Here is a 21,049-nt window from a genome sequence, read left to right as displayed (position 1 = left end):
CACCTATTTTGTCAGGCACGGAAAAACTAGATCTCGAACATGCCGCCTTGATCGCGGGACGGCCGGTGAGTTGCTCGTCGCGTCAATCTCCGGCTCTCGAGTCCTTGGCCAAGGCGGCTTCAATTTCTTGCGAAGACACTTGCAGGCGCTGCCGGGTGCCGATGGCTGTTGATATCGACGGTATCTCAAGCTGGGTGGACGTTCTTTTGAATGCCGAGAAAGACAGCCCTTCGATTTCCTCCTCATCGACAATCAGCCGATAAGTTCCGGCTTCGAGCGGCATCTTGAACGAGCTCAGCACGAAGGGGTGGATGAAGGTGATCTCTGTTTCAATCGTGCGTTCCATGGTGGATAACCTCGAATGCGGTGAGAAATTCTATCTGTTACCGTCAGCGCAACGAAAGACAGGGCAATTGCGTGACACGAGCATCAACCGCCCGGTGTCACCAAAGTATACCCTTCAGAAGCACGTAGACGATAAACGCGATGCTGATGACCGGGGTGGATTTGATTAGAAATTCAACGTACCGGAACCGACGAGCGGATTGCAGCAGACTTTCCCAGGAGTAGATGCCTTGAACGGAAGACATGCTGTCCTCCTTCTTTGGGGCTGAGGCACGTTATGCGCCCGCACTCGGCTGCGCCCGTTTCAGATGCCGCCGGTGAATGTTAAATGGCGCGCGCGCCCGTCAACTTCAATGGAAAATCGGCCGAGGCGGATTTTTGTTTTCCGACATTGCAAAGGCGGCTTCTTTCACGCGGCCCCTACCCTTCGGGTTTGCCATGTCTTCCAACCGGCTGCGTTCGCCGAGGTCATGACTGACAAGCGGCCGGAGCATTGTCGCAATTCCGGCCTAACGACGTCCTCAGCACAGCGCGACCCGCAGAATTCAACGTTATTTCATGAGGATAGCATATGATTTCGAATATGAGACGTGAACTCGAAAGCGGCCCCTTATCGTCCCACTTATCGAAGGACCGCTCCTATCTCAAGATTGGCACAAGCGAGCCACCATGCAAAACGGCACAGGGAGGCACCGCAATTCGTAAGCCCGCAGATACATATGCACCGGCACTCGATCGGTCTGAATAGCGGTGACGACCTTGGACTGTCTATTCTGAAAGCCGGCCGATCAAAAATCCGGCAAACAGACCGAGAAGAACGCCACCAACAAATATGGAGCTCGTTGCTGCTGGGTTTTCTTTGGCGGCTCGAACGAGATTTCTGCCTTCCGTGCGCGCCTGGTCCGAAACATGAGAAGCCTTGGCCTTCGCAGACGAAAGCATCTCGTTGGCACCTTGCGAAGCAGCTTCAATCCTACCGGACAGTTGTGCTGAAAGATCGCCGATCTGACTTCTAAGCTCCTCGATTTGAGCATTGATGTCTTTATCCAGCGTCGTGTCAGCCATAATATCTCTCCTAGCGGATTGCCAAAGCTCTTGTCAGAAACGATCGTGAACGGTTTCGGTTCCGGGTAAGACAGGCATTTCTACCGAAAGCGGATGGGCCACTGATATGCAGGTGAGAAGTACAGGCTGGGTGCGGTGACCTGCGTTGGGTTATCGGGCCCCTGCCCACGCGTGCTCCATTTCTGAATTCGCCTTCTGAATCGCTATATTTCGAACAGCGCCCTTGCAAAATCAGAAATTGAGCATAAATTACTCTTATCGACCATTGCTTGTGATGTCGGCCAGAGCCTGACGGCTCCCCACGGATTTCCTCTCAAATAATCGATCAAATCCCGCAATGTATTGCGGGAGCAACAACGATTGCTTTGAAAGGAAATCGTTATGAATACCGGCACTGTAAAGTGGTTCAACGCGAGCAAGGGCTTCGGCTTCATTCAACCCGACAACGGCAGCACGGATGTGTTCGTGCACATCTCCGCAGTAGAGCGGGCTGGCCTTCGGTCGCTCAATGACGGCCAGAAGATCACTTTCGACATCATCCAAGACCGCAAGACCGGCAAGAACTCCGCCGACAATCTTCAGGCGGCTTGAATTTGTCATTCGCTCGGCTGACCACGGATGTACTGGCAGCAGAGTTGAGTGACTGTGAGAGGTCGGGTTAGCGCCCGGCCTTTTGTTCTCTGGGAGCTGAGGAGGGTCCGGTGTCCGAAATCCGATATTTTCCCGGGGATACAATCGTGCTCAAAAAACGCGAGCCGGGAAGCATCCAGCCAAATGGCTCCGGGCAGATCATTGCCGTTCTGCCGGATATTCAACGGTCGGCGCGCTACAGGGTGCGCCTTCTCAACGAGAATTTCGACCGCAGCATCGGCGAGGACGATATCGATACGGCCTCCTCCTCCGCGAGCAACCAGAACGGATAGAAGGCCCGATCCCGGACGCTCGTAAAGGGCTATCCACCTCACCTCAATCGGCTCATTGCACCATCCCGAAAGGAAGCCGCCATGATGATTAGAAAGAGGAAATGACGCCAAGCACTTGTCGGGAGGGCGATATAGGCGCACACTTCTCGCATCAGCAACTCTTTCAAGGGCATTGCTGCAGGAGGGTGGCGACACCCCGACCACAACGAAAGGAGGGCGCGATGTCTTCCAACATTTACCCACCATGCGTTTCACGAAATCTGGTCCAGACGGGCTCGTTCGGATATCGGGAAAATACAACCCTTCGCCTCGCCGTAGACACTGCAATTCCTGCTGGCGCCCGGATCAATCCGTCGATGGTGAATTTCACCGTCTTTCCCGATTTCGGCATGAACGCAGAGGGAAAAAGCGCGCGTCTTTTGAAACGGCATCCTTGTCCGCGTGACGACGTAGCCGCGAAGAATTCGACCAGCGTTTGACATACTGATTTCGGTCGCACCATCCGACAGCGCCGGCGTCAGGCTTCACACTTCATCAAGACACATCCTGGAGGGTCCCATGGCCAAAGGCCAAGTACGCGGCAACCGCGAAGTCCGCAAACCGAAGAAAGACAAGACCGCAGTGACACCGCCGCCGTTGGCGGGTTCACAGGTCAAGCGATTGGACAACGGCGCGGCAAGTTTCGGCAAAAAGGGATAGACCCCGGATTGCCCCGATCCCTAGCAGAGCGATGGACAAACATCTTACCCATCGCCTATGAATACCGTCATGATTGCTTGATATCACCAGCATTGCTGCAGAAAGCCTCCCTCGCAAAGTTGGCGAGGAAACAGGCTCCGATATCAAAAATGCCTGTATTTGCAGAAGCAGTTGCAGGCGAACAGGCGTGGCCTCCGACCAACGGAGCGGAAAGTCCGGCGCAAGAAGCGAGTTCCGCAAGGGCGCTTCTCGGCCCGCCGTCCCCTCTCCTCGCGCGGGCGACTGATCGTTCAGGAAACCGAAAGATAATCGCGTGACCAAATTCGACTATACGAGCGAAGCCGGGCTTTACGCCGGCAAGAAGCTCCGGGGGAGCAGCGGCCTTCGCTACAGGCGCTTCGAAACGGTCGCTGAGGCCCTGCGCTTTGCAATGGAGACCGTGCCGCGCTCACAGCAACAAGGATCCATACTGGAAGTCGACGAGGTGCGCTTCGACCATAAACAAATCAGAACACTTTATGAAGCACACGACTACCCTCTCCCCCGCGAGGCCAAATGACGAAGGGGCGCTCGTGTCAATCGCAAACGTCGCCTGTGTCTGCCATCCAGTGAGGGCGAATGACGATTTTTTCGGTTCGGCACAAAACCACCTACCGCTACGTGCGGCCGGTCAAATTCGGCCGGCACAGGCTGCTGTTCCGGCCACGCGACAGTTTCGATCAGACACTTTTGGGCTGCTCGTTGGATGTCTTCCCCGAGGCGCATACAGTCCGCTGGATTCATGACGTCTTCGGCAACTGCATCGCGCTGATCGACATACCCACAGCATCGCGCGAATTGCGTTTCGAGACGGCCATCCGCCTCGACCATAATGCGCAAATACCCCTCGACCTCGAAATGGACAGGCAAGCGTTCGATTTCCCGTTCGCTTACGATCCCGATGAATCACCGGATCTCGAGCAAACCATATTGCGGCACTATCCCGACCCTGATGACGACGTGGGAAAATGGGCAAGACAGTTCGTAGCCAAAGGAAAAGTAGCGCGCACCGGCCATGTTCTCATGACGCTTTGCTACGCGGTTCGCGAGAGCTTCAGCTATGTCAGGCGCACCGAACACGGTACGCAGGTGCCCTGTGATACGCTTCGACTGCGCAGCGGCACCTGCCGCGATTTCGCATTGTTCATGATGGAAGCGACCCGCTCGCTCGGCTTCGCCTCCCGCTTCGTCACCGGTTATGTCTATGTTCCCGATCGTGACGGATCGACCACGCTCGGCGGCGGCTCGACCCATGCGTGGTGCCAGGTCTATCTGCCGGGCGCCGGCTGGGTGGAGTTCGATCCCACGAATGGCATTGTCGGAAATCGCGATCTGATCCGCGTCGGCGTCGGCCGCGATCCGCATCAGGTGGTGCCGCTTTCCGGCAGCTATGCCGGCGGATCGCGCGACTTTGACAGCTTGCAGGTGCAGGTCAACGTTACATCGGAGCCGGAATTGGATACCGCAAACAGGGGATAAACGGAACGACCCACGCGCCCATGCGTTCGCTTGCACGATCATCACTGAATTCAAAGGATCAAGATCCATGAAAATACGCGCAGGCTTTCACATTGGCTATGAATGCGAATACGAAACACCCATGCTGCTGGTCCTCAACATCCACCCTTCCCGCCGCGTGGATCTTCTGACCGAACAGGTGCTCAGTTTTGACCAGCCGATCGAGGCCTGGGGCTACACCGATAGCTTCGGCAATGCCTGCAGCCGCATCGTCGCTCCGCCTGGCCTGACGACGATTTCCAGTGGATTCGAGGTCTATGACGGCGGTTTGCCCGACCCTGTGCCCGGCGACGCCGTCCAGCACGACATCAACCACCTGCCCGACGACGTGCTCGTCTACCTGCTCGGCAGCCGGTATTGCGACACCGACCGGCTGGCGGACTTCGCCTGGAAGACCTTCTTCGCTACACAGCCCGGCTGGCCGCGTGTCCAGGCCATCCTCGATTTCACGCACAACCATATCGCTTTCGACTATAGCAAAGCCGACCCGCTCAGAACCGCCTTCGGCGGTTTCATGGAGCGCACGGGCGTGTGTCGCGATTTCGCCCACCTCGCCATCACGCTCTGCCGCTGCATGAACGTTCCCGCACGTTACTGCACGGGCTATCTCGGCGATATCGGCGTGCCAAAAAGTCCCAGTCCCATGGATTTCAGCGCCTGGTTCGAAGTCTATCTGAGTGGCCGCTGGTATACGGTCGACGCTCGTCATAATACGCCGCGCATCGGACGCATTCTCATGGCGACCGGCCGTGACGCCACCGATGTCGCCATGTCGACGGCGTTCGGGCCGGCGATCTTGAAACGTTTCCAGGTGGTGACCGAGGAGATTCTCGACGCTGCCTAGGCGTTGCACATCGACATTGAGGCCTTCGAGGTAGCGGAGCCTTCTTGCCCAACATGAAACGGCCGCAATGGGAGTATAGAGGTTGTATCAGGCTGCAATGCCGCGCCACAAGCGTCAGCACATTTGACACAAGCAATCCCAGCCGCGTCAGTCATTCCCCATATTACCGATAAGGAGCAAGCCGTATAAGGCTTGAATTGTCAGTTGGTTTCACCACGACGACCCCAGCTATCGACCAACAAGGCCACCTTCGACACCGCCGCATCAGGGCAGACGTTCGAGAGCCTGAGGCGTCGATACGAACACTATATACTGCTGGCGCGCGAAAGCGCTCAGGCCGGAGACCGCATCGAGGCGGAAAACCTCTATCAGCACGCCGAGCATTATTACCGCAGCGCGGCCATGCGGAAAGTAGGCCAACCACAATGATCGCAAAGGGTGTCTCTCAATCTCCCGACAGCCCGGATGAAGGAAACTGGCTAAAGATCCTCTCGAAATACCGTACGCCCAATACGGGCCGTAGCATCTTCGAACTCGCGGTAAGCGCCATTCCCTTTGCCGCCTTCTGGGTCCTGACCTGGCTGGCGGTGCATTACGGTTTCTGGTGGGGCCTTATTCTTGTTGTTCCCGCTGCGGCATTTCTACTGCGCTTGTTCATGATTCAACATGATTGTGGCCACGGCTCGTTTTTCGCCCATCGCCGCTCCGACGATTGGACAGGACGCATTCTTGGCGTCCTGACGCTGACCCCTTATGATTACTGGCGTCGCGCGCATGCGGCACATCATGCTTCCGCCGGCAATCTCGATGAGCGCGGCGTCGGCGACATAACCACTCTTACGGTACGCGAATATTATTCCCGATCCCGATGGGGACAGATCAGATATCGTCTCTATCGGCATCCGCTCGTGATGTTCGGGATCGGGCCGGCATGGCTCTTCCTGTTCAAGCAGCGCCTGCCAGTTGGCATGATGCGTGGCGGCACCCTTCCCTGGCTGTCGACGATGGCAACCAACCTGGCGGTCGCGCTGATCGCGGGGCTTCTGATCTGGGCAGTCGGTTTTCCGGCTTTTCTCATCATCCATCTGCCCATCGTTCTCCTGGCCGGAGCCGGCGGCATCTGGCTTTTTTACGTACAGCATCAATTCGAGGAGACGCACTGGTCGAAGGAGCCGGAATGGCAATTCCCAAAGGCGGCCTTACATGGCGCCTCGCACTACGACCTGCCACTTGTCTTGCGTTGGATAACCGGAAACATCGGCATTCACCATGTGCATCATCTCTCCAGCCGCATTCCCTATTACCGGCTGCCGGAGGTCCTACGAAATCATCCGGAGCTTGGCAAAATAGGCCGGCTGACACTGTGGCAGAGCCTTCGCTGCGTAAAGTTGGTGCTCTGGGATGAGCATGGCGGGAAGCTAGTTTCGTTTCGCGATGCTGTCCGTATCGCGCGAGCTGCCTGAGGCGCCCTCATGCGCGAGAACCTCGGCCTATCACCCTCGTTCGATTTTGCCTCGGCGGCAAATTCGTCCGCTGCGCGCTGAAACTGCCCCCGAAAATATCGTAAGAAAGGGTCGGCAAGATAATCAGCGCGTAGCTGGCTGATAGCACAGAGCGATCCCACGAATGGACGTTGTCACATCCATGTCATGAGATGCGTCGACACCTCGTACCAGATCAAGAGCGGGTACCCAGATGGACTATTTCAGACGTTTCAACTTTCTGTTCGCAACACCGGCCTTCGACAGCGAGGATCTGGAAGGCGCCCGCTACAACCAGATCGTCGAGGAGATCGAACGTTCGGGCTTCGAGGTGGTGCGGGCCCGCAATCTCGAAGACGCGGAAATTGCCGTACAGACGGACGCAGCCATCGGCTGCATGCTGGTCGACTGGGGTAAAAAGGGTCTCGAGGGCAAGACGGCCTCCCTCATCAATCTGATGCGCCGGCGCGGCCTCGAATTTCCGATCATCCTGCTGATCCGCCGCAAGCGCTTCGAGGATGTACCGGTCGAGGTCCTCGATTTTATCGACGGCTACGTCTTCCTGTCCGAAGAAACGCCCGCCTTCATTGCCAAGAGCCTTATCAGCCGGCTCAAACAATATGCCGAGACGCTGAAGACACCATTTTTCGGCGCGCTGGTCGACTACGCCGAAGAAGGCAACCACCTCTGGACCTGCCCCGGCCACAATGGCGGCATCTTCTACAGCCGCAGCCCGATCGGCCGCGTCTTCATGGAGCATCTGGGCGAAGCGGTGTTCCGCGACGATCTCGACAACTCCGTGCTCGACCTCGGCGACCTTCTGACCCACGAGGGGCCTGCGCTTGCCGCACAGAAGGAAGCAGCCAAGATCTTCGGCGCCGAGAAAACCTATTTCGTCCTGAACGGCACCTCCACCTCCAACAAGGTCGCGCTCTCTGCGCTCGTCACCGACGGCGATCTCGTGCTGTTCGACCGCAACAACCACAAGGCCGCGCATCACGGCGCCTTGATGATTTCCGGCGGCATTCCGGTCTACTTGCCCACTATACGCAACCCTTATGGCCTGATCGGTCCCATCGATTTTTCGGCCATGGACGAGGAAGCACTGCGCGAGCGCATCCGCACTCATCCCCTGGTGAAAGACCCGGAGGCCTACAAGAAGCCCCGCCCCTTCCGCGTCGCGGTGGTGGAGCAGTGCACCTATGACGGCACGATCCACAATGCCGAGATGATCCTGAAGCGCATCGGGCACCTGTGCGACTACATCCTTTTCGACGAGGCCTGGGCGGGCTTCATGAAATTTCATCCGCTCTATGCCGGCCGTTTTGCCATGGGTCTTTCCGACCTAGGCCCCGATGCACCGGGCATCATCGCCACGCAATCCACCCACAAGCAGCTCGCGAGCTTCTCGCAGGCCTCGCAGATCCACATGAAGGACCGGCACATCACCGGCCAGAAACGCCGCGTGGAACATCGGCGCTTCAACGAAAGCTTCATGCAGCACGCCTCCACCTCGCCTTTCTATCCGCTGTTTGCCTCCCTCGACGTTGGAGCGCAGATGATGAAGGGCCGCTCGGGCGAAGTGCTTTGGGACGACACGATCCGCCTCGGCATCGAGCTGCGCAAAAAGATCCGCGCCGTGCGCCGCGAATTCGAGGAGAAGGAGCATCGCCCGGAACGCCGCTGGTTCTTCGAGCCCTTCGTGCCCGACCGGGTGGCGATCCCGGACGTGTCCAGCCCCGGCGCGGTGCATGACGTGCCGTGGGAAAGCGTCGCCACCGATCAGCTCGCCACCAATCCCACCTTTTGGCACCTGACACCCGGCGCGTCATGGCACGGCTTTTCGGACATGGAACCGGGTTTTGCCATGACCGATCCGAACAAGCTGACCCTGCTCACCCCCGGATTTGACCGGGCGAGCGGCAAATACACCGAGCATGGCATACCGGCGCCCGTGGTTGCCCAATACCTGCGCGAAAATCGCATCGTCGCAGAAAAGAACGACCTTAATTCGCTGCTGTTCCTCCTCACCCCGGGCGTGGAGGCGAGCAAAGCCGGCACCTTGATCAGCGGCCTCGTCGCCTTCAAAAAGCTCTATGACGACAATGCGCTGCTGGAAGAGGCTATCCCGGAATTCTATCGCCGCCGTCCGGCACGCTACGCGGGCGTGCGATTGCGCGATCTCTGCACGCAAATGCACGACTTCTTCCGGCAGGCCAATGTCAGTGCGCTGCAGACGATGCAGTTTTCCGCCGACCATCTGCCACCGATCGCCCTGTCGCCGCATGATGCCGCGCGTTGCCTGGTTCGCAACGACGTAGAGTATCTGCCGATCGATGCCATCGCAGGCCGCATCGCCACGACACCGTTCGTGGTCTATCCTCCGGGGATCGCGACCATCGTGCCAGGCGAGCGGCTGACGGATGAGGCAAAGCCGATGATCGATTATCTCAAGATGTTTGAGACCTGCTTCAACATGTTCCCCGGTTTCGAGGTGGAGATCCAGGGGCTCTATCGCGAGACGGATGCGTCCGGTCGCATCCGGCTTCATACATACGTTGTCGCGGAATAGGTTGGAAACGCAGGTTCAGGCATGAAGCAGGACAAAACGATCGTCATCCGCCCCTCCCGGGAAACGGACGTCGATGCCATGTTGACGATCTATCGTCGCCATATTCGCCACGGCATCGAGGATGGAGTGGACGATGGCGACACACCACAGCCCGACGATCTGCGGGAACGGCGCAAGAATTTAAAGGACCGCCGCTTCCCGCACGTCGTTGCGATCGAAGGCGACAAAGTCGTCGGCTACGCCTATGCGGTACTGTTCCGTAAACGCCCGGCCTATCGCTATACTGTCAAGCACTCGATCTATGTGCATCACGACCATGTCGGCCAGGGCGTCGGGAGCTTGCTCATGCGCGGGCTGATCGATGCCTGTGCCGCCGCCGGCTTCCGGCAGATGATCGGCTATATCGACGCCGATAACGCTGCTTCGCTTGCGCTGCACGAACGCTTCGGCTTCGTTCGAGTCGGCCTCTTGCCGGCAGTTGCCTACCGTTACGGCCGCTGGGCCGATACTGTGATGGTCCAGCGTTCGCTCGGTCCCGGCTCGACCACGCAACCGCCGCAGCCGCCGCTTTCCAGACGTTGAAAGCCGGACTGCTGACCCGATAGGTATCTTCGGATGCGACCTTGTCAGGCAGTGCAAAATTGCCGCTGCGAAGCGGTCATTGTGCTAGTGGCTCAGCCTTGGGAAATGTCCAGCTTCCATCGAGCACCTGGTCGCGAGGCCGGTAGAGGCGCACCGTGTAATTCCAGCCTGCCATGGTTGGAATGCAGTTCTTGGCCGTCTTCTTGTCACAGCCGCCGAATTGCACGTTAATGGAGCCGTCCGCAGCCTTGGCAGCCGTAACGTCGTTCAGCGTATAGGCGTTCAACCTGTTCTTCTCGAAATAGCCCTTGGCGTTATAGACGCTGATCGACCAGAAGCCGTCGACCGGCACGTCCTTGACGGAGAGTTTATAGACAGTCTTGCCGTCGTTCCTGGCCGGGGTGACATTCAGATAGGTCGCGTCCCGTTCGGGATTGCCACCCCATGCTGCGGCAGTGCCGATCAGATGGCGGATCGGATCGACCTTGTCTTTAGCGCCGAACGCACCTTTGAAGTCCGGTATGGTCGAGCCGAGCACCAGCAGAGCGTCGCGCACCTTCTTCTGGCTCGCCTCGTTCCAGTGCGGGGCCTCGAATTTCCCGGCGCTGGCCTGGCTGACCTTCGAGGCATCCTGCAGGCTGTGAACCTGCGCAATATCATCCGGGCTGTTGGGATCGACCAGCGTGCGCAGTCCGATCAGGACGTAGCGCGTTCCGGCCTGGTCGCGATTATAGGTGTAGCTGCCGGCGTCGTATTTTTCGTCGCCCACCAGATAGTGGTCTTCGTTGATGACCTGCAGCGAGCGAAAGCGCTTGCCGGCGTCAGGAAGAGTGACGGTAACGGGTCCGGCGTCGAGATCGATAAGGGCGACCGAATACAGCGTATCACGGTTGGGTCGGACAACTGTCTGATGATCGATCGACATTGGTTCGCGATGGTGGCCGAATTTGCCGGTCGCGCCGCCCGCATCCTTCAATGCGTTGTTGAAATAAAGATCGGTTTCGGCACGCACAAAATTGTCGACGGTGACGGGCGTGTCCGCAGCCTGCGCTGCTTGCATTCCCGCACCGGCACACAGAGTAACAACGGAGGCAAGATATAAAAACCGCATGGATGCTTCTCCTATTGAACCGCTTCGATGTCGGGCAGAACCCAGCTCTTGTCGAACAGAGGTTTCTCCGGTCCGTAGAGCCGGAAAAGCACCTCGAAACGCTGACCGGTCATCGTCGGAATCCAGTTGGTCTCGCCGTCCGGCGGGGCGACCGGGCCGAAGTTGATATCGACGGACCCATCGCCATTGCGCTTCAGACCCGGTGTGTTGGAGGCGCGGCTGAAGCGTTCCAGATTTCGAATAAAGCCGTGCGTATTTGCGTCGTAAACGGTCGCCGACCAGTATTGTCGGGCGGGGGCGTTGGCAGGGACCGTCAGGCGGTATCGTCGAGTGCCGTCGAGCAGATCTCCCGCCTTGTCTCGTACCGACATTATGTAGAATTGTCCGGCACCGAGATGCTTGATCCCGACATAGCCCATTGAATAGGTGATCGCCCGTGAGTCCGTGGTGTAGCTGTCCGCTTTCGCGAAGTTATCGGACTGGGCCTGAATACCTTCCGGCAACGCCGGAACGAACCATCTGCTGCTTTCGAAATAGGGCGCGAAGATATGCTGGCGCTGGTATTCCAGCCAGACTTGCGCCGCTCGCGCACCCGCTGAGAGCGCTTCATTGACATCGCCATCCGGTTTGAAGGCTTTGCCTTTTTCGATGCCAAGCGACTTCAGCGGATCGATCATCGCGCGGTCGCGCTGAAGCCAAGGTTCGCTCTGCACGACCCTGTCCAGCGAAACGAAATATGCCGCGTCATACGGAATGGTCGCGTCGAACAGGTCGTCGACGACATCCACGAAGATCGTCTTCTGCGGCTTCGACGCCGTTGAAAGCGGATAGAGCTTGACCCGTTTGCCGTAGGCGACGGCCTTGGCCACGTCCTCCTCGCTTCCGGTCTTGGGCGTCGACCGTATCAGCGCATAGCCGGTAAAAGTATCCGATCGCAGGGGTATGTATCCGGCCGGAACCTTCTTCGAGTATCCCGGCGGAAGGATGAGGTATTTACCGCCGGCGCCCTTATCAGCTCCGGCCGGCCCGGCATCCTCAAGGGCAACCTGCCATACATTGTCGATATTGGCGGTAATCGAACCGGTATCCGCCGGTGGAAATTCGAGCACCATCGGCCCGGTCGATTTCGTATCGAAGAAGGGGATCAGGTAAACGGTGTCCGGGTTGGGTGTGAGCGTCTGGTTCTTCCAGGAGGGCAAGCGCGACCAGAGCGCTATCTGGTTGGCCTCGCCGCCCGCCTTGCGAAAGGCCTGGAACATAAGGTCCGTATTGACGGCGGGCATACCCCAGATGACCGCCTCGGTTGCCCTGCGCTCGATCTGTTGCCTTACGATATCGTCGAGGGCAAGGCTGTCGCTGACGGCAAGGAGCGAGATCAAACCAGCGCCCAACAAAGCAACCGACTTCATGTCATGCTTCCTCTTCGTGATCAGAAATGGACGACGAGCCCCAGAATCGGACCTTGTTCGACAATGTCGTTGGTCAAGCGACCATTCGAGTAGTTCACGCCAAGGGCGCGGTAGCCGATGACGGCGGAGACGGATTCCTTGAACTTGTAGCCGACGCCACCCATGACATCCCAGTCGATGTCGGCACCACCTGCACCGACAAGGCCCCAGCCCGTAAGATAGACGTTCGGCGTGATCGAATAGACGCCCCTGAAGCCCGCCAATCCGTCAACCCAGGTTGCCTCCTCGCGCCCCGAGGCACCGCCAAGCGGACCGCCCCGGAAGGAGATCGTGGTTTCGGTCCACCAGAGCTTCGCTCCAGCGACGGCATCGAGGTGGCTTTGTTCATCTCCGAGGATGGTATAGCCAAAGCCGAGCATCCCGGTGAAGGTCTCCTGCTTCAGTGCAACGCTGTCTGCAAACACGCCTCTTGGCGTTGCAGAATCGCTGGTGACACGCGCATAGGAAAGATCCGTGAGAACGGAGAACTTGCCGTATCTAATTTCGCCGGCGCCCGTAAAGCCGAAGTCGACATCCTTTAAAAGGTCAGCGAAACTCTCCTGACTATGCACTTCGGGAAGGCCGAAGACAGCGGTGTCGCCACTGATACCCGCGGCCCATAAATACGGCGAGAATGAAAAGGTCGGATGATCGGGCTGTTGCTCGCCCGGTTGTGCCGCTATGACCGGCATGACATCGGCGGCCCGCGCTGATGTGGACACCAGCAAGAGAGCTGCGACACCCCAAAGCCATTTCCCGACAATATCGCGGCGAATGCTCCGCGCTGCTCGACGACCTTCGCTGCACTTCATCGCACATCCCCCTCAATGGTCGCGATTACAGCCCGCAGCCGTGACGATACACGACATTGGGTTGAATACAAAGCAACTAATGGAAGGCGCAGCCTGGTATTCCAGCAAGCAAGGATAATACTCCGTGGACGACGAGAACGGTTCGTCCTGAACCGAAACGTTCGGCGCCAGTTACCATGTCACCGAAGGGACGACTGCCGCTACGGGTGAAAACTACCTTGCGCGACCAGATGGTTGCATGGCCGCAGCATCATCCGGGTCTGTTAATGACCCTTGACGTTGCGATGAATATGGCGGGCAGATACGCTTCGCGCCTTTGTCAGCAGTCGACGAGAGGCATCACGACTGCAAGCACCATTGCGGCGGCTTTGTGGGGACTACGCTATTTTTCGCGAAGCCTACGCCACAAGGAAGTTCTCCTGTCGATCCGCATTATTTGACGGTCAGTTCAGCCGCCTGTATCGCCGACATGATGGCTCTGCTGGCGGTATCGTAGCGGCGGTCGTTTTCGAATTCGTGGACTATCGCGAAACCATGCATGACGAGTATGCGATCCGCGAGCGCGATCATCTCCGGCATATCGCTGGAAATCAGCAGGATCGCCATGCCCTTATCGGCCAAACCGTTTAGAAGCTCGTGAATGCTGGCCTTTGCCTTGATATCGATACCCACCGTCGGTTCGTCAACGATAAGAATGTCGACGTCGGCGGCGAGCCATTTGGCGAGCGAGACCTTTTGCTGGTTGCCTCCCGACAGATTGCCGACGAGCTGCTCCAGATCAGGTGTACGAATCTCCAGGCGATGGGCAAGCGGCTCGCCGATGGCCCGTTCCTTTGCCGCAGTCAGCAGGCCAAGGCCTTTTGCGATACGCGACCAGACCGTCATCGCGATGTTGGATCGGATCGAATGGGTGAGGATGACGCCCTCGTGCTTTCTGTCCTCGCTGACATAGCCCATGCGAAAGCGCCTGATCGCCTCTTGCACCGAACGAATTCTTGCCGTCTTGCCATCGATCAGCAGATCGCCATCAGTAACCATTTCCTTACCGACAAGGGCGCGCGCAAGCTCCGTGCGACCGGCTCCGACAAGACCGTAGAGACCGAGGATTTCGCCGCGTTGCAACGCAAAATTGATATTGCGATGGCCTGAAGCCGTCGCCAATTGCCGAGCCTCAAGCTTCGGCGTCCCCTGTCGCGGGCCGCCAGCACGGACCATCACCGGCCGTTCCGCGCGGCCGATCATGGCTTCGATCAGCGTGTGCCGGGTCATGCCGGTCATGGCCGCTCCGGCGAGTGTCGTTTCTCCGTCGCGCAGCACGGTTACGCGATCACAAAGCGACAGCACCTCCTCAAGCTTGTGACTGACGAAGAGAATGGCCGTGCCACGATCGCGCAGCTGCCTCACGAGACGAAACAGGATCTCGCTTTCCGCATCGGTGATCGATGCCGTGGGCTCGTCGAGCAACAGAACCTTCGCTTCGTGGCTGAGAGCCTTGGCGATTTCGACCATCTGCATCTGCGCGACGCTCAAGCGCCGCACCTCCGTGGATGGATCGATATCAAGCCCGACCATGCGTAGATGACGGCGTGCTTCGGTGTTGGTCCGTTCGAAGTCAATGAGGCCGTTCTTAACCGGAAGCGTCTCAAGGAGGATGTTCTCGGCGACGGAAAACCGCGGAATGAGATTGCGTTCCTGATGAACGGCGGAAATTCCAAGCTTGATGGCGTCGCGAGGCGAGGAAAGGGAGAGCGCCTGGCCATCGAAGGTCACCACGCCGGCATCGGGTCGATGGACGCCGGTCATGATCTTGATAAGGGTCGATTTGCCCGCGCCGTTTTCACCCATGAGGGCGTGAATTTCGCCGGCCGCGAGCGTCAGCGAAGCGTCCTTGAGGGCACGCACGCCAGGGAAGGATTTCTCCACATGGTCGAGCACGAGGGTCATGTCAGTCCTCCCCGACGCGCACGGCGCGGAAACGATTGATCCAGACAGCAATCAGGATCAGTCCACCGAGCAGGAACGTGACCCAGTAGGGATCGACGGCCAGCAGCACCATTGCATTCTGAATGAGGCCGACGAGCAGCACCGCGATCAACGTGCCGACGATCGAGATGGAGCCGCCAAGAAGGCTGGCGCCGCCGATAATAGGGGCTGCGAACGAGATCACCAGCCAATCCGCGCCGATCGTCGGCTGGGCCGAGCCCAGCTGCGCGACGGCAAGCACGCCCGCGGCCGCTGCAAGAACGCCGGAAAGAACATGCGCGACGAGGATTGCTCGCCCCGCCGAGACGCCGGACAGTTCAGCGGCATGGCTATTGCCGCCGACGGCCAACAGATAGCGCCCCTGCACCGTCCTCGAAAAGAAGACCGCCAACAAAACGGTCACGACCAGCGGCACGATGAGCAGAGACGGAAACAGGCCGAACCGGCCGTTACCGAAGGCGACGAATGATGCGGGAAGATTGTAGAACGGCACCGCCTTGGTAATGCCGAGATTGATGCCCGAGAAGGCGGAGGCGGTGGCAAGCGTGACGATGAAACCATTGATACCGGTGCGCACCGTCAGCCAGCCATTCATGAGCCCGGCCGCTCCGCCGACGACCAGCGCGGCCAGCACCGCCGGAATCGTCGGCCATCCCCAGGCTTCCATCAGGCCGCCGACGATGATTGCGACCAGGCCGCCGAGCGCGCCCACGGACAAATTCATCTGTCCGACCGCCAGCATCACCATCTGGCTGAAGGCGACCAGCAGTGAGACGCAGATGCTGCGCAGCATGACGAACCAATTGAATTCCGTCAGGAACGCCGGCGCGGCAAAGCTCAATGCGGTGCCCCCGAGGATCACGGCCGCCAGGATGCCGGACCATTGAGTCCGCGCGGCAAAGGAAACGATCCGCTTCATGCCCGCCTCGTCTGGTGGCGCAGGGCAAGCAGCGCCCGATAGCGTTCTATGAGGATCGCCCCCAGGAGAAAGATGCCCAGGAAGAGCTGAAGCCAGAAATTGCCGATCTGCAGCACCAAAAGACCGCTGCGAATGGTGGCCACGAGCAAAGCGCCGAGGATCGTGCCAATGACCGATACCATGCCGCCCGAAAGCGCGGTTCCGCCGATGACCGGCGCCAGGAAAGACGGCAGAAGCCAGTCGTCGCCGGCCACGGCGGGCATGGCCGCTCCAAGCCGCGCGGTCAGCATCAAGGCGGCCGCGGCCGCCAGCACGCCCGACAGTCCGTGGACGAAGACGATGACGCGATCGACGGGAATGCCCGACATCTCCGCCGCCCGCGCATTGGCCCCCACGGCCAGAATTTGTCGGCCAAGTACGGTATGGACGAAGAGAATGTAGAGCACGATGCCAATGGCGATCGCCACGAATGCAAGACCGGGGACAGGACCGAAACTGACGCGGCCGAAGGCGCTGAAGGCTGGCGGCAGCGCATTCAGCGGCACTCCCTTCGTCAGGATCAGCATGCCGCCGGAAAACAGGCTGGCGCTGGCAAGCGTGACCACGAAACTGCTGACGCCCGTTCTGGTGATGGCAAATCCGTTCAACCATCCAAGCAGCCCCCCCATCGCCAGGGTCGCGACCAGCGCCACGGGCACCGGCAGGCCGAGCACCTGCAGGAGATAACCGGCAGTCATGACCGCACAGACGCCAATCGCGCCGACCGCAAGGTTCATCCCGCCGGTGGCGAGAACCACCATCTGCGCAAAGCCCACGACGACATCGACGGCAACGGAGCGACCAAGTGAGTTGAGATTGAAGCGGGAAAGGAAGCCAGGTGCAAGGCTGGAAAACACCACCCACATCGCGATGAGTATCAGAAGCAGGCCGAGTTGCGTCGAGCCGCGTATCAGGAGGCTGACCGGACGGACGCCGGGCGGCTGGGTTGGAACGGCTTGTTGGGTGGGCATCTTCGCGCCTGTTCTTGAAACACTTGGCTTCGGAGGTCGCGTGCGCATGTTTTTCGGTCAGCGCACGCGGCATCCGCTACTTGCAGGACAGATAGGTGTCCTTGAACGTCGCCTGTATCTTGTGACTCAGCGCCTTCAGATCGTCCTTGTAGCTGTCGATGTTCGATGAGGAGATCAACACCGTGCCGGAATCGATGAAATGCGCGGTCTGTGGTGTCTTCGTCCACGGCGCGTCGGGCTTGGCGGTGCAGCCGCTTGCGAGAAGATCGAGAGCGTAGGTGCCGATATAGGCTTGACCATAGGGATTTTGCCCGATGGTCCCGGCGACGAAACCGTCGCGGATACCGTCCAGGACGATCTTGTCATCGTCAATGCCGATCATCTTGATGCGTTTGTCGCCGAGATTTCGAAGGGCTTTGGCGGTGACGACGGAAGAAATATAAGCCGTCGCTATGATTCCGCTGATCTGGTCCTTCTGCGAAGCGAGCAGCGCGTTGATCTTCTGGTCGCCTTTCTCCTGATCGTCGGTATCGCCGACCGTCTGCAGCAGTGTCACCGCGCCGTTCGTCTCCGCTACGGCCTTTTCGACCGCCTGTTCGCGTAGCGTCGTATTCGGATCGATCAGCAGCCCGGCAAGATGCACGATCGCGCCCTTGCCGCCGATTGCCGTGATCAACGCTTTCGTGCCGAGATAAGCGGCCTGATAGACGTCGGTTGCGAGGCAAAAATTGGCATCCGTCGGATCCTGAGCACAGCCGCCGATCGCAACCGCGGGAATGTTGCTGCCCTTGAACTCGGAAAGCGTCGAATTGATGCCGACGGGATCACCGGGGAAAATGCCGAAGGCGTTGACGCCCTGCGCGGCCAGGCTCTCCAGCAACTCCGTCTGAGCCTCGAGCTTCCACTCCGCCGGAACGTTATACTGCGCCGAGCCGATGCCGAAATCCTTTGCAGCGTCATTTCCCGCCTGCTCCCAGCTGGCAAAGTACGGGTGGGGGCCGCCGGGCACCAGCGCGATCTTGTTGCTCGAGGCTGATGCCGCGACCGGCGAAAAGGCGACCGAACAGGCGAAAGCGGCAGCAAACATGCCGCGCCCGACGCGAATAGTCATTGAATTACCTCCCGTTAAGGGCCGGCTGCTTCCTCTTCAACGCGCCGCGCCACGGTCATCGGTAACACAAGCGTATAACGCATGCAATATTCGATTATTGACTTTCACGGGGGAGCGGCGCATCTAGTGATTGGCCGGCATGAAGGGACAAGCGGGCCTCGGGGAGGAAGCATCAATGGTGGACATATCTGAGCGGCGCCCAGCGGACCGCTCGCGGCTATTGCCGGAATTGCGATCGATGCTGGAGGCGGCGGACGCTGAAAAGGCGGCGCCAATGCACGAACTCTCCGCAGCCGAGGCCCGCCGGCAAGCCGAGATACAGATACCCGCGCTATGGGGTGACAGCGATGAGGTGCAGGCTACCGAGGATCTGGCGATCCCGGTCGCTGCCGGCGACATCAAGGCGCGGCTTTACCGCTGGCGGGACAGCGCCGATATCATTCTCTTCTTCCATGGCGGCGGCTGGGTCCTGGGAAGCGTCGAGACGCATGACGGTGCCGTGCGGGCACTGGCGCGTTCGGCGGCGGCAAACGTGTTGTCGGTGGAATATCGCAAGGCTCCCGAAGCCCCCTACCCGGCCGCTATCGACGACGCGGAGGCGGCGCTTCGGTGGCTTTGCGCGATCGGTCCATCCAAGGGCTTGTCGGTGGATCGGATCATCGTTGCCGGCGACAGTGCGGGCGCGACCATATCCGCGGTCCTTGCTCTTCGCGCCCGTGAAAAGCAGATAAGCCTTGCGGGTCAGGTGCTCATCTATCCGGCGACCGATCTCGGGGGACGGAGTGAAAGCCGCGCACTGTTCGCGAGCGGCTTCTTCCTCGACCAGAAGACCATGGATTGGTATGTCGGGCACTACCTGTCCGGAGGGGCGAACCCGAATGACCCCGGCGTGTCGCCTTTGCATGCAGCCGACCTGTCCGGCCTCGCGCCGGCTCTCCTCGTCACAGCCGATCACGACCCGCTTCGTGACGAAGGGCGTGCCTATGCGCAGCGCTTGATTGCCGCTGGCAATGACGTCTGTTACGAGGAGTGGCGGGGCGTTACGCATGGCTTCTTCAACATGGACCGAAACACGCCGCAGGCGCGCTTGCTGAGCGCGCGCATAGGAAGCTGGGTCAACCAGATTTGGAGCCGACGATAGAATGAGCTTGGGCGGGGCAATCAGCGGGAATGTTTCACCTGGTTCCGGCGGCCGCACCCAGCCTGCTTATTCGACGATCTATTCAGTGCTTCGGGATCATCTCGATCGCAACGCGCTTCGTGCCGGTCTTGTTCTCGGCCAGGCCAATATCGGCCGTGCTTTCAATGTCAGCCGCGTGCCGGCCGGTATCGCGCTCAACCAACTTCTGCAGGAAGGCCTGATCGAAACGTTCCAAGGCCGCGGCTATATCGTACCCGGTGGCGAGCCGTTGCGTATCGATCTGACGGACGGTGGCCTGAATATTCCCGCCGATGCCGCAGCGCCGGCCGCAAACCGTCGCGAGCAGATCTATCCGGAGGTCGAGCATGCGGTTGCGGTCTGCCTGGCCTATGGTCGGTTCGTGCTCAACGAAACGGCGCTCGCGGCGCATTACGACGTCAGCCGAACGATTGCGCATGAGGTCCTGACGCAACTGGAGCGCGCCGGCGTCATCGAGCAGGACAACAACAACAGGTGGTATGCCGGGCCGCTGACGGCGACCGAATTCAAATATCATTTCGAGATGCGCATCCTTCTGGAACCGCAGGCGCTTCGCCAGGCTTTCCCGCATCTGAAAAGGAACGAGGTGCAGATGCGCTTGCGGCGAGTGCAGGCGGCCGAGCGCGATGCCGTGGTCCCCGCCAAACTCGAAGAGCTGGAAGCGGATCTGCATATCCACACGCTTCAATCCTGTACCAATACCATCTTGTTGAATACTTTGCGCCGCAGTCAGCGGTTGCTCATTGCCACGCATTCGACGTTTGCCGAATACCGCCAGCTGGATGATATTGCATTCATGGCATCGGAACATGCACAGGTCTACGAAGCGCTTCTCAATCAGGATGTTGCGCTTGCAGCATCGGCGCTGGAAGCGCATTTGGAGCGGTCTGTCGATGTGAATGTCGCGATATTCGACCGGCTTGGCAGCCTGCCGTCGCATCTTTGTCCACCTTATCTGGCGCTGGCAAAGGCTGCCTGAGTAGTTTGAAGATGCGCTATGTGCTGCCATGGTCACATGGTTTGTGCAAGAAGTTGTCGACGTTTGGCGATGCACTTCATGCTTCTCTCCCGTCGTCAGATAGGCGGATGGAATATTTAAGGCATGCCAACCAGTGCTTGGTGTCTCTGGCATAGCTGCAACCTTGTGCAGGTCGAGCGGATCGCGGTCATGTACGGTCATGGCGCTCGTTCCGATATCTTTTCGGAAAGCCAGTCGAGTTCGCAGTGTAGCCGTAACGACGGCATCATCGGCAGATCAACCTGCTGATGCATTGTGGCTGATGACGTCTCCCCTCCCCCAGCTTCGGCGCCGGCAGGAAATCATCCAAGGCTTGCATGGTCGAGATGTGCTTCCTGACGATGCAAGTGCCACGGCATAGGCCGGACAGATGAAAGCAACCGATCACA

22 protein-coding genes are annotated in these 21,049 nt (G+C 59.1%); 13 read left to right on the top strand and 9 right to left on the bottom strand.

What is annotated here, in order from left to right; translation table 11 throughout:
- Positions 1–82 precede the first annotated feature (82 nt).
- Positions 83–346 (bottom strand): hypothetical protein, encoded by a 264-nt coding sequence (locus GR212_RS25230; protein WP_163990682.1) that lies wholly within the window; start codon positions 344–346, stop codon positions 83–85.
- A 767-nt stretch (positions 347–1,113) separates the two neighbouring features.
- A complete protein-coding gene (locus tag GR212_RS25225; RefSeq protein WP_163990680.1) occupies positions 1,114–1,410 on the bottom strand; it encodes a hypothetical protein in 297 nt (98 codons plus the stop codon).
- A gap of 381 nt (positions 1,411–1,791) precedes the next feature.
- Between GR212_RS25225 and GR212_RS25220 the strand changes: the two genes are divergently transcribed.
- The 11 genes from GR212_RS25220 (at position 1,792) to GR212_RS25175 (ending at position 10,068) form a co-directional block, all read left to right on the top strand.
- Positions 1,792–2,001, top strand: a complete 210-nt coding sequence (locus GR212_RS25220) for a cold-shock protein (RefSeq protein ID WP_163990678.1) — start codon at positions 1,792–1,794, stop codon at positions 1,999–2,001.
- Between the two features lie 146 nt (positions 2,002–2,147).
- Positions 2,148–2,333 carry a hypothetical protein gene (locus tag GR212_RS25215; protein WP_163990676.1) on the top strand — a complete coding sequence of 62 codons (186 nt, stop codon included), beginning with the start codon at positions 2,148–2,150 and terminating at the stop codon, positions 2,331–2,333.
- 221 nt (positions 2,334–2,554) lie between these two features.
- Positions 2,555–2,812 carry a hypothetical protein gene (locus GR212_RS25210; protein WP_163990674.1) on the top strand — a complete coding sequence of 86 codons (258 nt, stop codon included), beginning with the start codon at positions 2,555–2,557 and terminating at the stop codon, positions 2,810–2,812.
- Between the two features lie 79 nt (positions 2,813–2,891).
- The gene (locus GR212_RS36925) at positions 2,892–3,032 is read left to right on the top strand and encodes a hypothetical protein (protein ID WP_204326745.1); all 141 of its coding nucleotides are present in this window, start codon (positions 2,892–2,894) and stop codon (positions 3,030–3,032) included.
- A 313-nt stretch (positions 3,033–3,345) separates the two neighbouring features.
- Entirely contained in the window at positions 3,346–3,591 is a 246-nt protein-coding gene (locus GR212_RS25205) for a hypothetical protein (protein ID WP_163990672.1), read from the top strand.
- A 59-nt stretch (positions 3,592–3,650) separates the two neighbouring features.
- The gene (locus GR212_RS25200) at positions 3,651–4,550 is read left to right on the top strand and encodes a transglutaminase family protein (RefSeq protein WP_163990670.1); all 900 of its coding nucleotides are present in this window, start codon (positions 3,651–3,653) and stop codon (positions 4,548–4,550) included.
- Positions 4,551–4,617: 67 nt separating this feature from the next.
- Positions 4,618–5,433 (top strand): transglutaminase-like domain-containing protein, encoded by an 816-nt coding sequence (locus tag GR212_RS25195; protein ID WP_163990667.1) that lies wholly within the window; start codon positions 4,618–4,620, stop codon positions 5,431–5,433.
- A gap of 192 nt (positions 5,434–5,625) precedes the next feature.
- Positions 5,626–5,862, top strand: coding sequence for a DUF4167 domain-containing protein (locus GR212_RS37560; protein ID WP_163990665.1), 237 nt, complete (start codon positions 5,626–5,628; stop codon positions 5,860–5,862).
- Positions 5,859–6,896 carry a fatty acid desaturase gene (locus GR212_RS25185; RefSeq protein WP_163990663.1) on the top strand — a complete coding sequence of 346 codons (1,038 nt, stop codon included), beginning with the start codon at positions 5,859–5,861 and terminating at the stop codon, positions 6,894–6,896. Before GR212_RS37560 ends, GR212_RS25185 begins: the two co-directional genes overlap by 4 nt.
- Before the next feature lie 232 nt (positions 6,897–7,128).
- Positions 7,129–9,486 (top strand): Orn/Lys/Arg decarboxylase N-terminal domain-containing protein, encoded by a 2,358-nt coding sequence (locus GR212_RS25180; protein WP_163990662.1) that lies wholly within the window; start codon positions 7,129–7,131, stop codon positions 9,484–9,486.
- A 21-nt stretch (positions 9,487–9,507) separates the two neighbouring features.
- On the top strand, positions 9,508–10,068 hold the full coding sequence (locus GR212_RS25175; protein ID WP_163990661.1) for a GNAT family N-acetyltransferase: 561 nt from the start codon (positions 9,508–9,510) through the stop codon (positions 10,066–10,068).
- Positions 10,069–10,144: 76 nt separating this feature from the next.
- On the opposite strand, the gene GR212_RS25170 is transcribed toward GR212_RS25175, so the two are convergent.
- The 7 genes from GR212_RS25170 to GR212_RS25140 all read right to left on the bottom strand — a co-directional run bounded on the left by GR212_RS25170 (position 10,145) and on the right by GR212_RS25140 (position 18,462).
- Positions 10,145–11,179, bottom strand: a complete 1,035-nt coding sequence (locus tag GR212_RS25170) for a DUF1254 domain-containing protein (RefSeq protein WP_163990660.1) — start codon at positions 11,177–11,179, stop codon at positions 10,145–10,147.
- An 11-nt stretch (positions 11,180–11,190) separates the two neighbouring features.
- The gene (locus GR212_RS25165; RefSeq protein WP_163990659.1) at positions 11,191–12,588 is read right to left on the bottom strand and encodes a DUF1254 domain-containing protein; all 1,398 of its coding nucleotides are present in this window, start codon (positions 12,586–12,588) and stop codon (positions 11,191–11,193) included.
- A 20-nt stretch (positions 12,589–12,608) separates the two neighbouring features.
- Positions 12,609–13,439 (bottom strand): hypothetical protein, encoded by an 831-nt coding sequence (locus tag GR212_RS25160; protein ID WP_246725946.1) that lies wholly within the window; start codon positions 13,437–13,439, stop codon positions 12,609–12,611.
- A 432-nt stretch (positions 13,440–13,871) separates the two neighbouring features.
- Positions 13,872–15,383, bottom strand: a complete 1,512-nt coding sequence (locus GR212_RS25155; RefSeq protein ID WP_163990658.1) for a sugar ABC transporter ATP-binding protein — start codon at positions 15,381–15,383, stop codon at positions 13,872–13,874.
- 1 nt (position 15,384) lies between these two features.
- Positions 15,385–16,341: an ABC transporter permease gene (locus tag GR212_RS25150; protein WP_163990657.1), complete on the bottom strand. Its 957-nt coding sequence runs from the start codon at positions 16,339–16,341 to the stop codon at positions 15,385–15,387.
- Positions 16,338–17,351 carry an ABC transporter permease gene (locus GR212_RS25145; protein WP_163990656.1) on the bottom strand — a complete coding sequence of 338 codons (1,014 nt, stop codon included), beginning with the start codon at positions 17,349–17,351 and terminating at the stop codon, positions 16,338–16,340. The genes GR212_RS25150 and GR212_RS25145 overlap by 4 nt, the downstream gene beginning before the upstream one ends.
- Positions 17,352–17,427: 76 nt before the next feature.
- The gene (locus GR212_RS25140) at positions 17,428–18,462 is read right to left on the bottom strand and encodes a sugar ABC transporter substrate-binding protein (protein ID WP_163990655.1); all 1,035 of its coding nucleotides are present in this window, start codon (positions 18,460–18,462) and stop codon (positions 17,428–17,430) included.
- Positions 18,463–18,637: 175 nt separating this feature from the next.
- Between GR212_RS25140 and GR212_RS25135 the strand changes: the two genes are divergently transcribed.
- Both GR212_RS25135 and GR212_RS25130 read left to right on the top strand, forming a co-directional pair.
- On the top strand, positions 18,638–19,603 hold the full coding sequence (locus tag GR212_RS25135) for an alpha/beta hydrolase (protein ID WP_163990653.1): 966 nt from the start codon (positions 18,638–18,640) through the stop codon (positions 19,601–19,603).
- 1 nt (position 19,604) lies between these two features.
- The gene (locus GR212_RS25130) at positions 19,605–20,621 is read left to right on the top strand and encodes a GntR family transcriptional regulator (RefSeq protein ID WP_163990652.1); all 1,017 of its coding nucleotides are present in this window, start codon (positions 19,605–19,607) and stop codon (positions 20,619–20,621) included.
- The last annotated feature ends 428 nt before the right edge of the window (positions 20,622–21,049 follow it).

This window comes from Martinezella lusitana (assembly GCF_010668395.1).
Lineage (GTDB): Bacteria > Pseudomonadota > Alphaproteobacteria > Rhizobiales > Rhizobiaceae > Rhizobium > Rhizobium lusitanum_A.
This window is presented reverse-complemented; position numbering and strand designations above follow the sequence as displayed.

Bases quoted from the DNA above. Each gene is read 5' to 3' on its own strand.
- GR212_RS25220 (WP_163990678.1), top strand. From the start codon at position 1,792: ATGAATACCGGCACTGTAAAGTGGTTCAACGCGAGCAAGGGCTTCGGC.
- GR212_RS25195 (WP_163990667.1), top strand. From the start codon at position 4,618: ATGAAAATACGCGCAGGCTTTCACATTGGCTATGAATGCGAATACGAA.
- GR212_RS25170 (WP_163990660.1), bottom strand. From the start codon at position 11,179: ATGCGGTTTTTATATCTTGCCTCCGTTGTTACTCTGTGTGCCGGTGCG.
- GR212_RS25165 (WP_163990659.1), bottom strand. From the start codon at position 12,588: ATGAAGTCGGTTGCTTTGTTGGGCGCTGGTTTGATCTCGCTCCTTGCC.
- GR212_RS25200 (WP_163990670.1), top strand. From the start codon at position 3,651: ATGACGATTTTTTCGGTTCGGCACAAAACCACCTACCGCTACGTGCGG.
- GR212_RS25130 (WP_163990652.1), top strand. From the start codon at position 19,605: ATGAGCTTGGGCGGGGCAATCAGCGGGAATGTTTCACCTGGTTCCGGC.
- GR212_RS25225 (WP_163990680.1), bottom strand. From the start codon at position 1,410: ATGGCTGACACGACGCTGGATAAAGACATCAATGCTCAAATCGAGGAG.
- GR212_RS25210 (WP_163990674.1), top strand. From the start codon at position 2,555: ATGTCTTCCAACATTTACCCACCATGCGTTTCACGAAATCTGGTCCAG.
- GR212_RS36925 (WP_204326745.1), top strand. From the start codon at position 2,892: ATGGCCAAAGGCCAAGTACGCGGCAACCGCGAAGTCCGCAAACCGAAG.
- GR212_RS25145 (WP_163990656.1), bottom strand. From the start codon at position 17,351: ATGCCCACCCAACAAGCCGTTCCAACCCAGCCGCCCGGCGTCCGTCCG.
- GR212_RS25185 (WP_163990663.1), top strand. From the start codon at position 5,859: ATGATCGCAAAGGGTGTCTCTCAATCTCCCGACAGCCCGGATGAAGGA.
- GR212_RS25150 (WP_163990657.1), bottom strand. From the start codon at position 16,341: ATGAAGCGGATCGTTTCCTTTGCCGCGCGGACTCAATGGTCCGGCATC.
- GR212_RS25175 (WP_163990661.1), top strand. From the start codon at position 9,508: ATGAAGCAGGACAAAACGATCGTCATCCGCCCCTCCCGGGAAACGGAC.
- GR212_RS25155 (WP_163990658.1), bottom strand. From the start codon at position 15,383: ATGACCCTCGTGCTCGACCATGTGGAGAAATCCTTCCCTGGCGTGCGT.
- GR212_RS25160 (WP_246725946.1), bottom strand. From the start codon at position 13,439: ATGAAGTGCAGCGAAGGTCGTCGAGCAGCGCGGAGCATTCGCCGCGAT.
- GR212_RS25140 (WP_163990655.1), bottom strand. From the start codon at position 18,462: ATGACTATTCGCGTCGGGCGCGGCATGTTTGCTGCCGCTTTCGCCTGT.
- GR212_RS25180 (WP_163990662.1), top strand. From the start codon at position 7,129: ATGGACTATTTCAGACGTTTCAACTTTCTGTTCGCAACACCGGCCTTC.
- GR212_RS25230 (WP_163990682.1), bottom strand. From the start codon at position 346: ATGGAACGCACGATTGAAACAGAGATCACCTTCATCCACCCCTTCGTG.
- GR212_RS25135 (WP_163990653.1), top strand. From the start codon at position 18,638: ATGGTGGACATATCTGAGCGGCGCCCAGCGGACCGCTCGCGGCTATTG.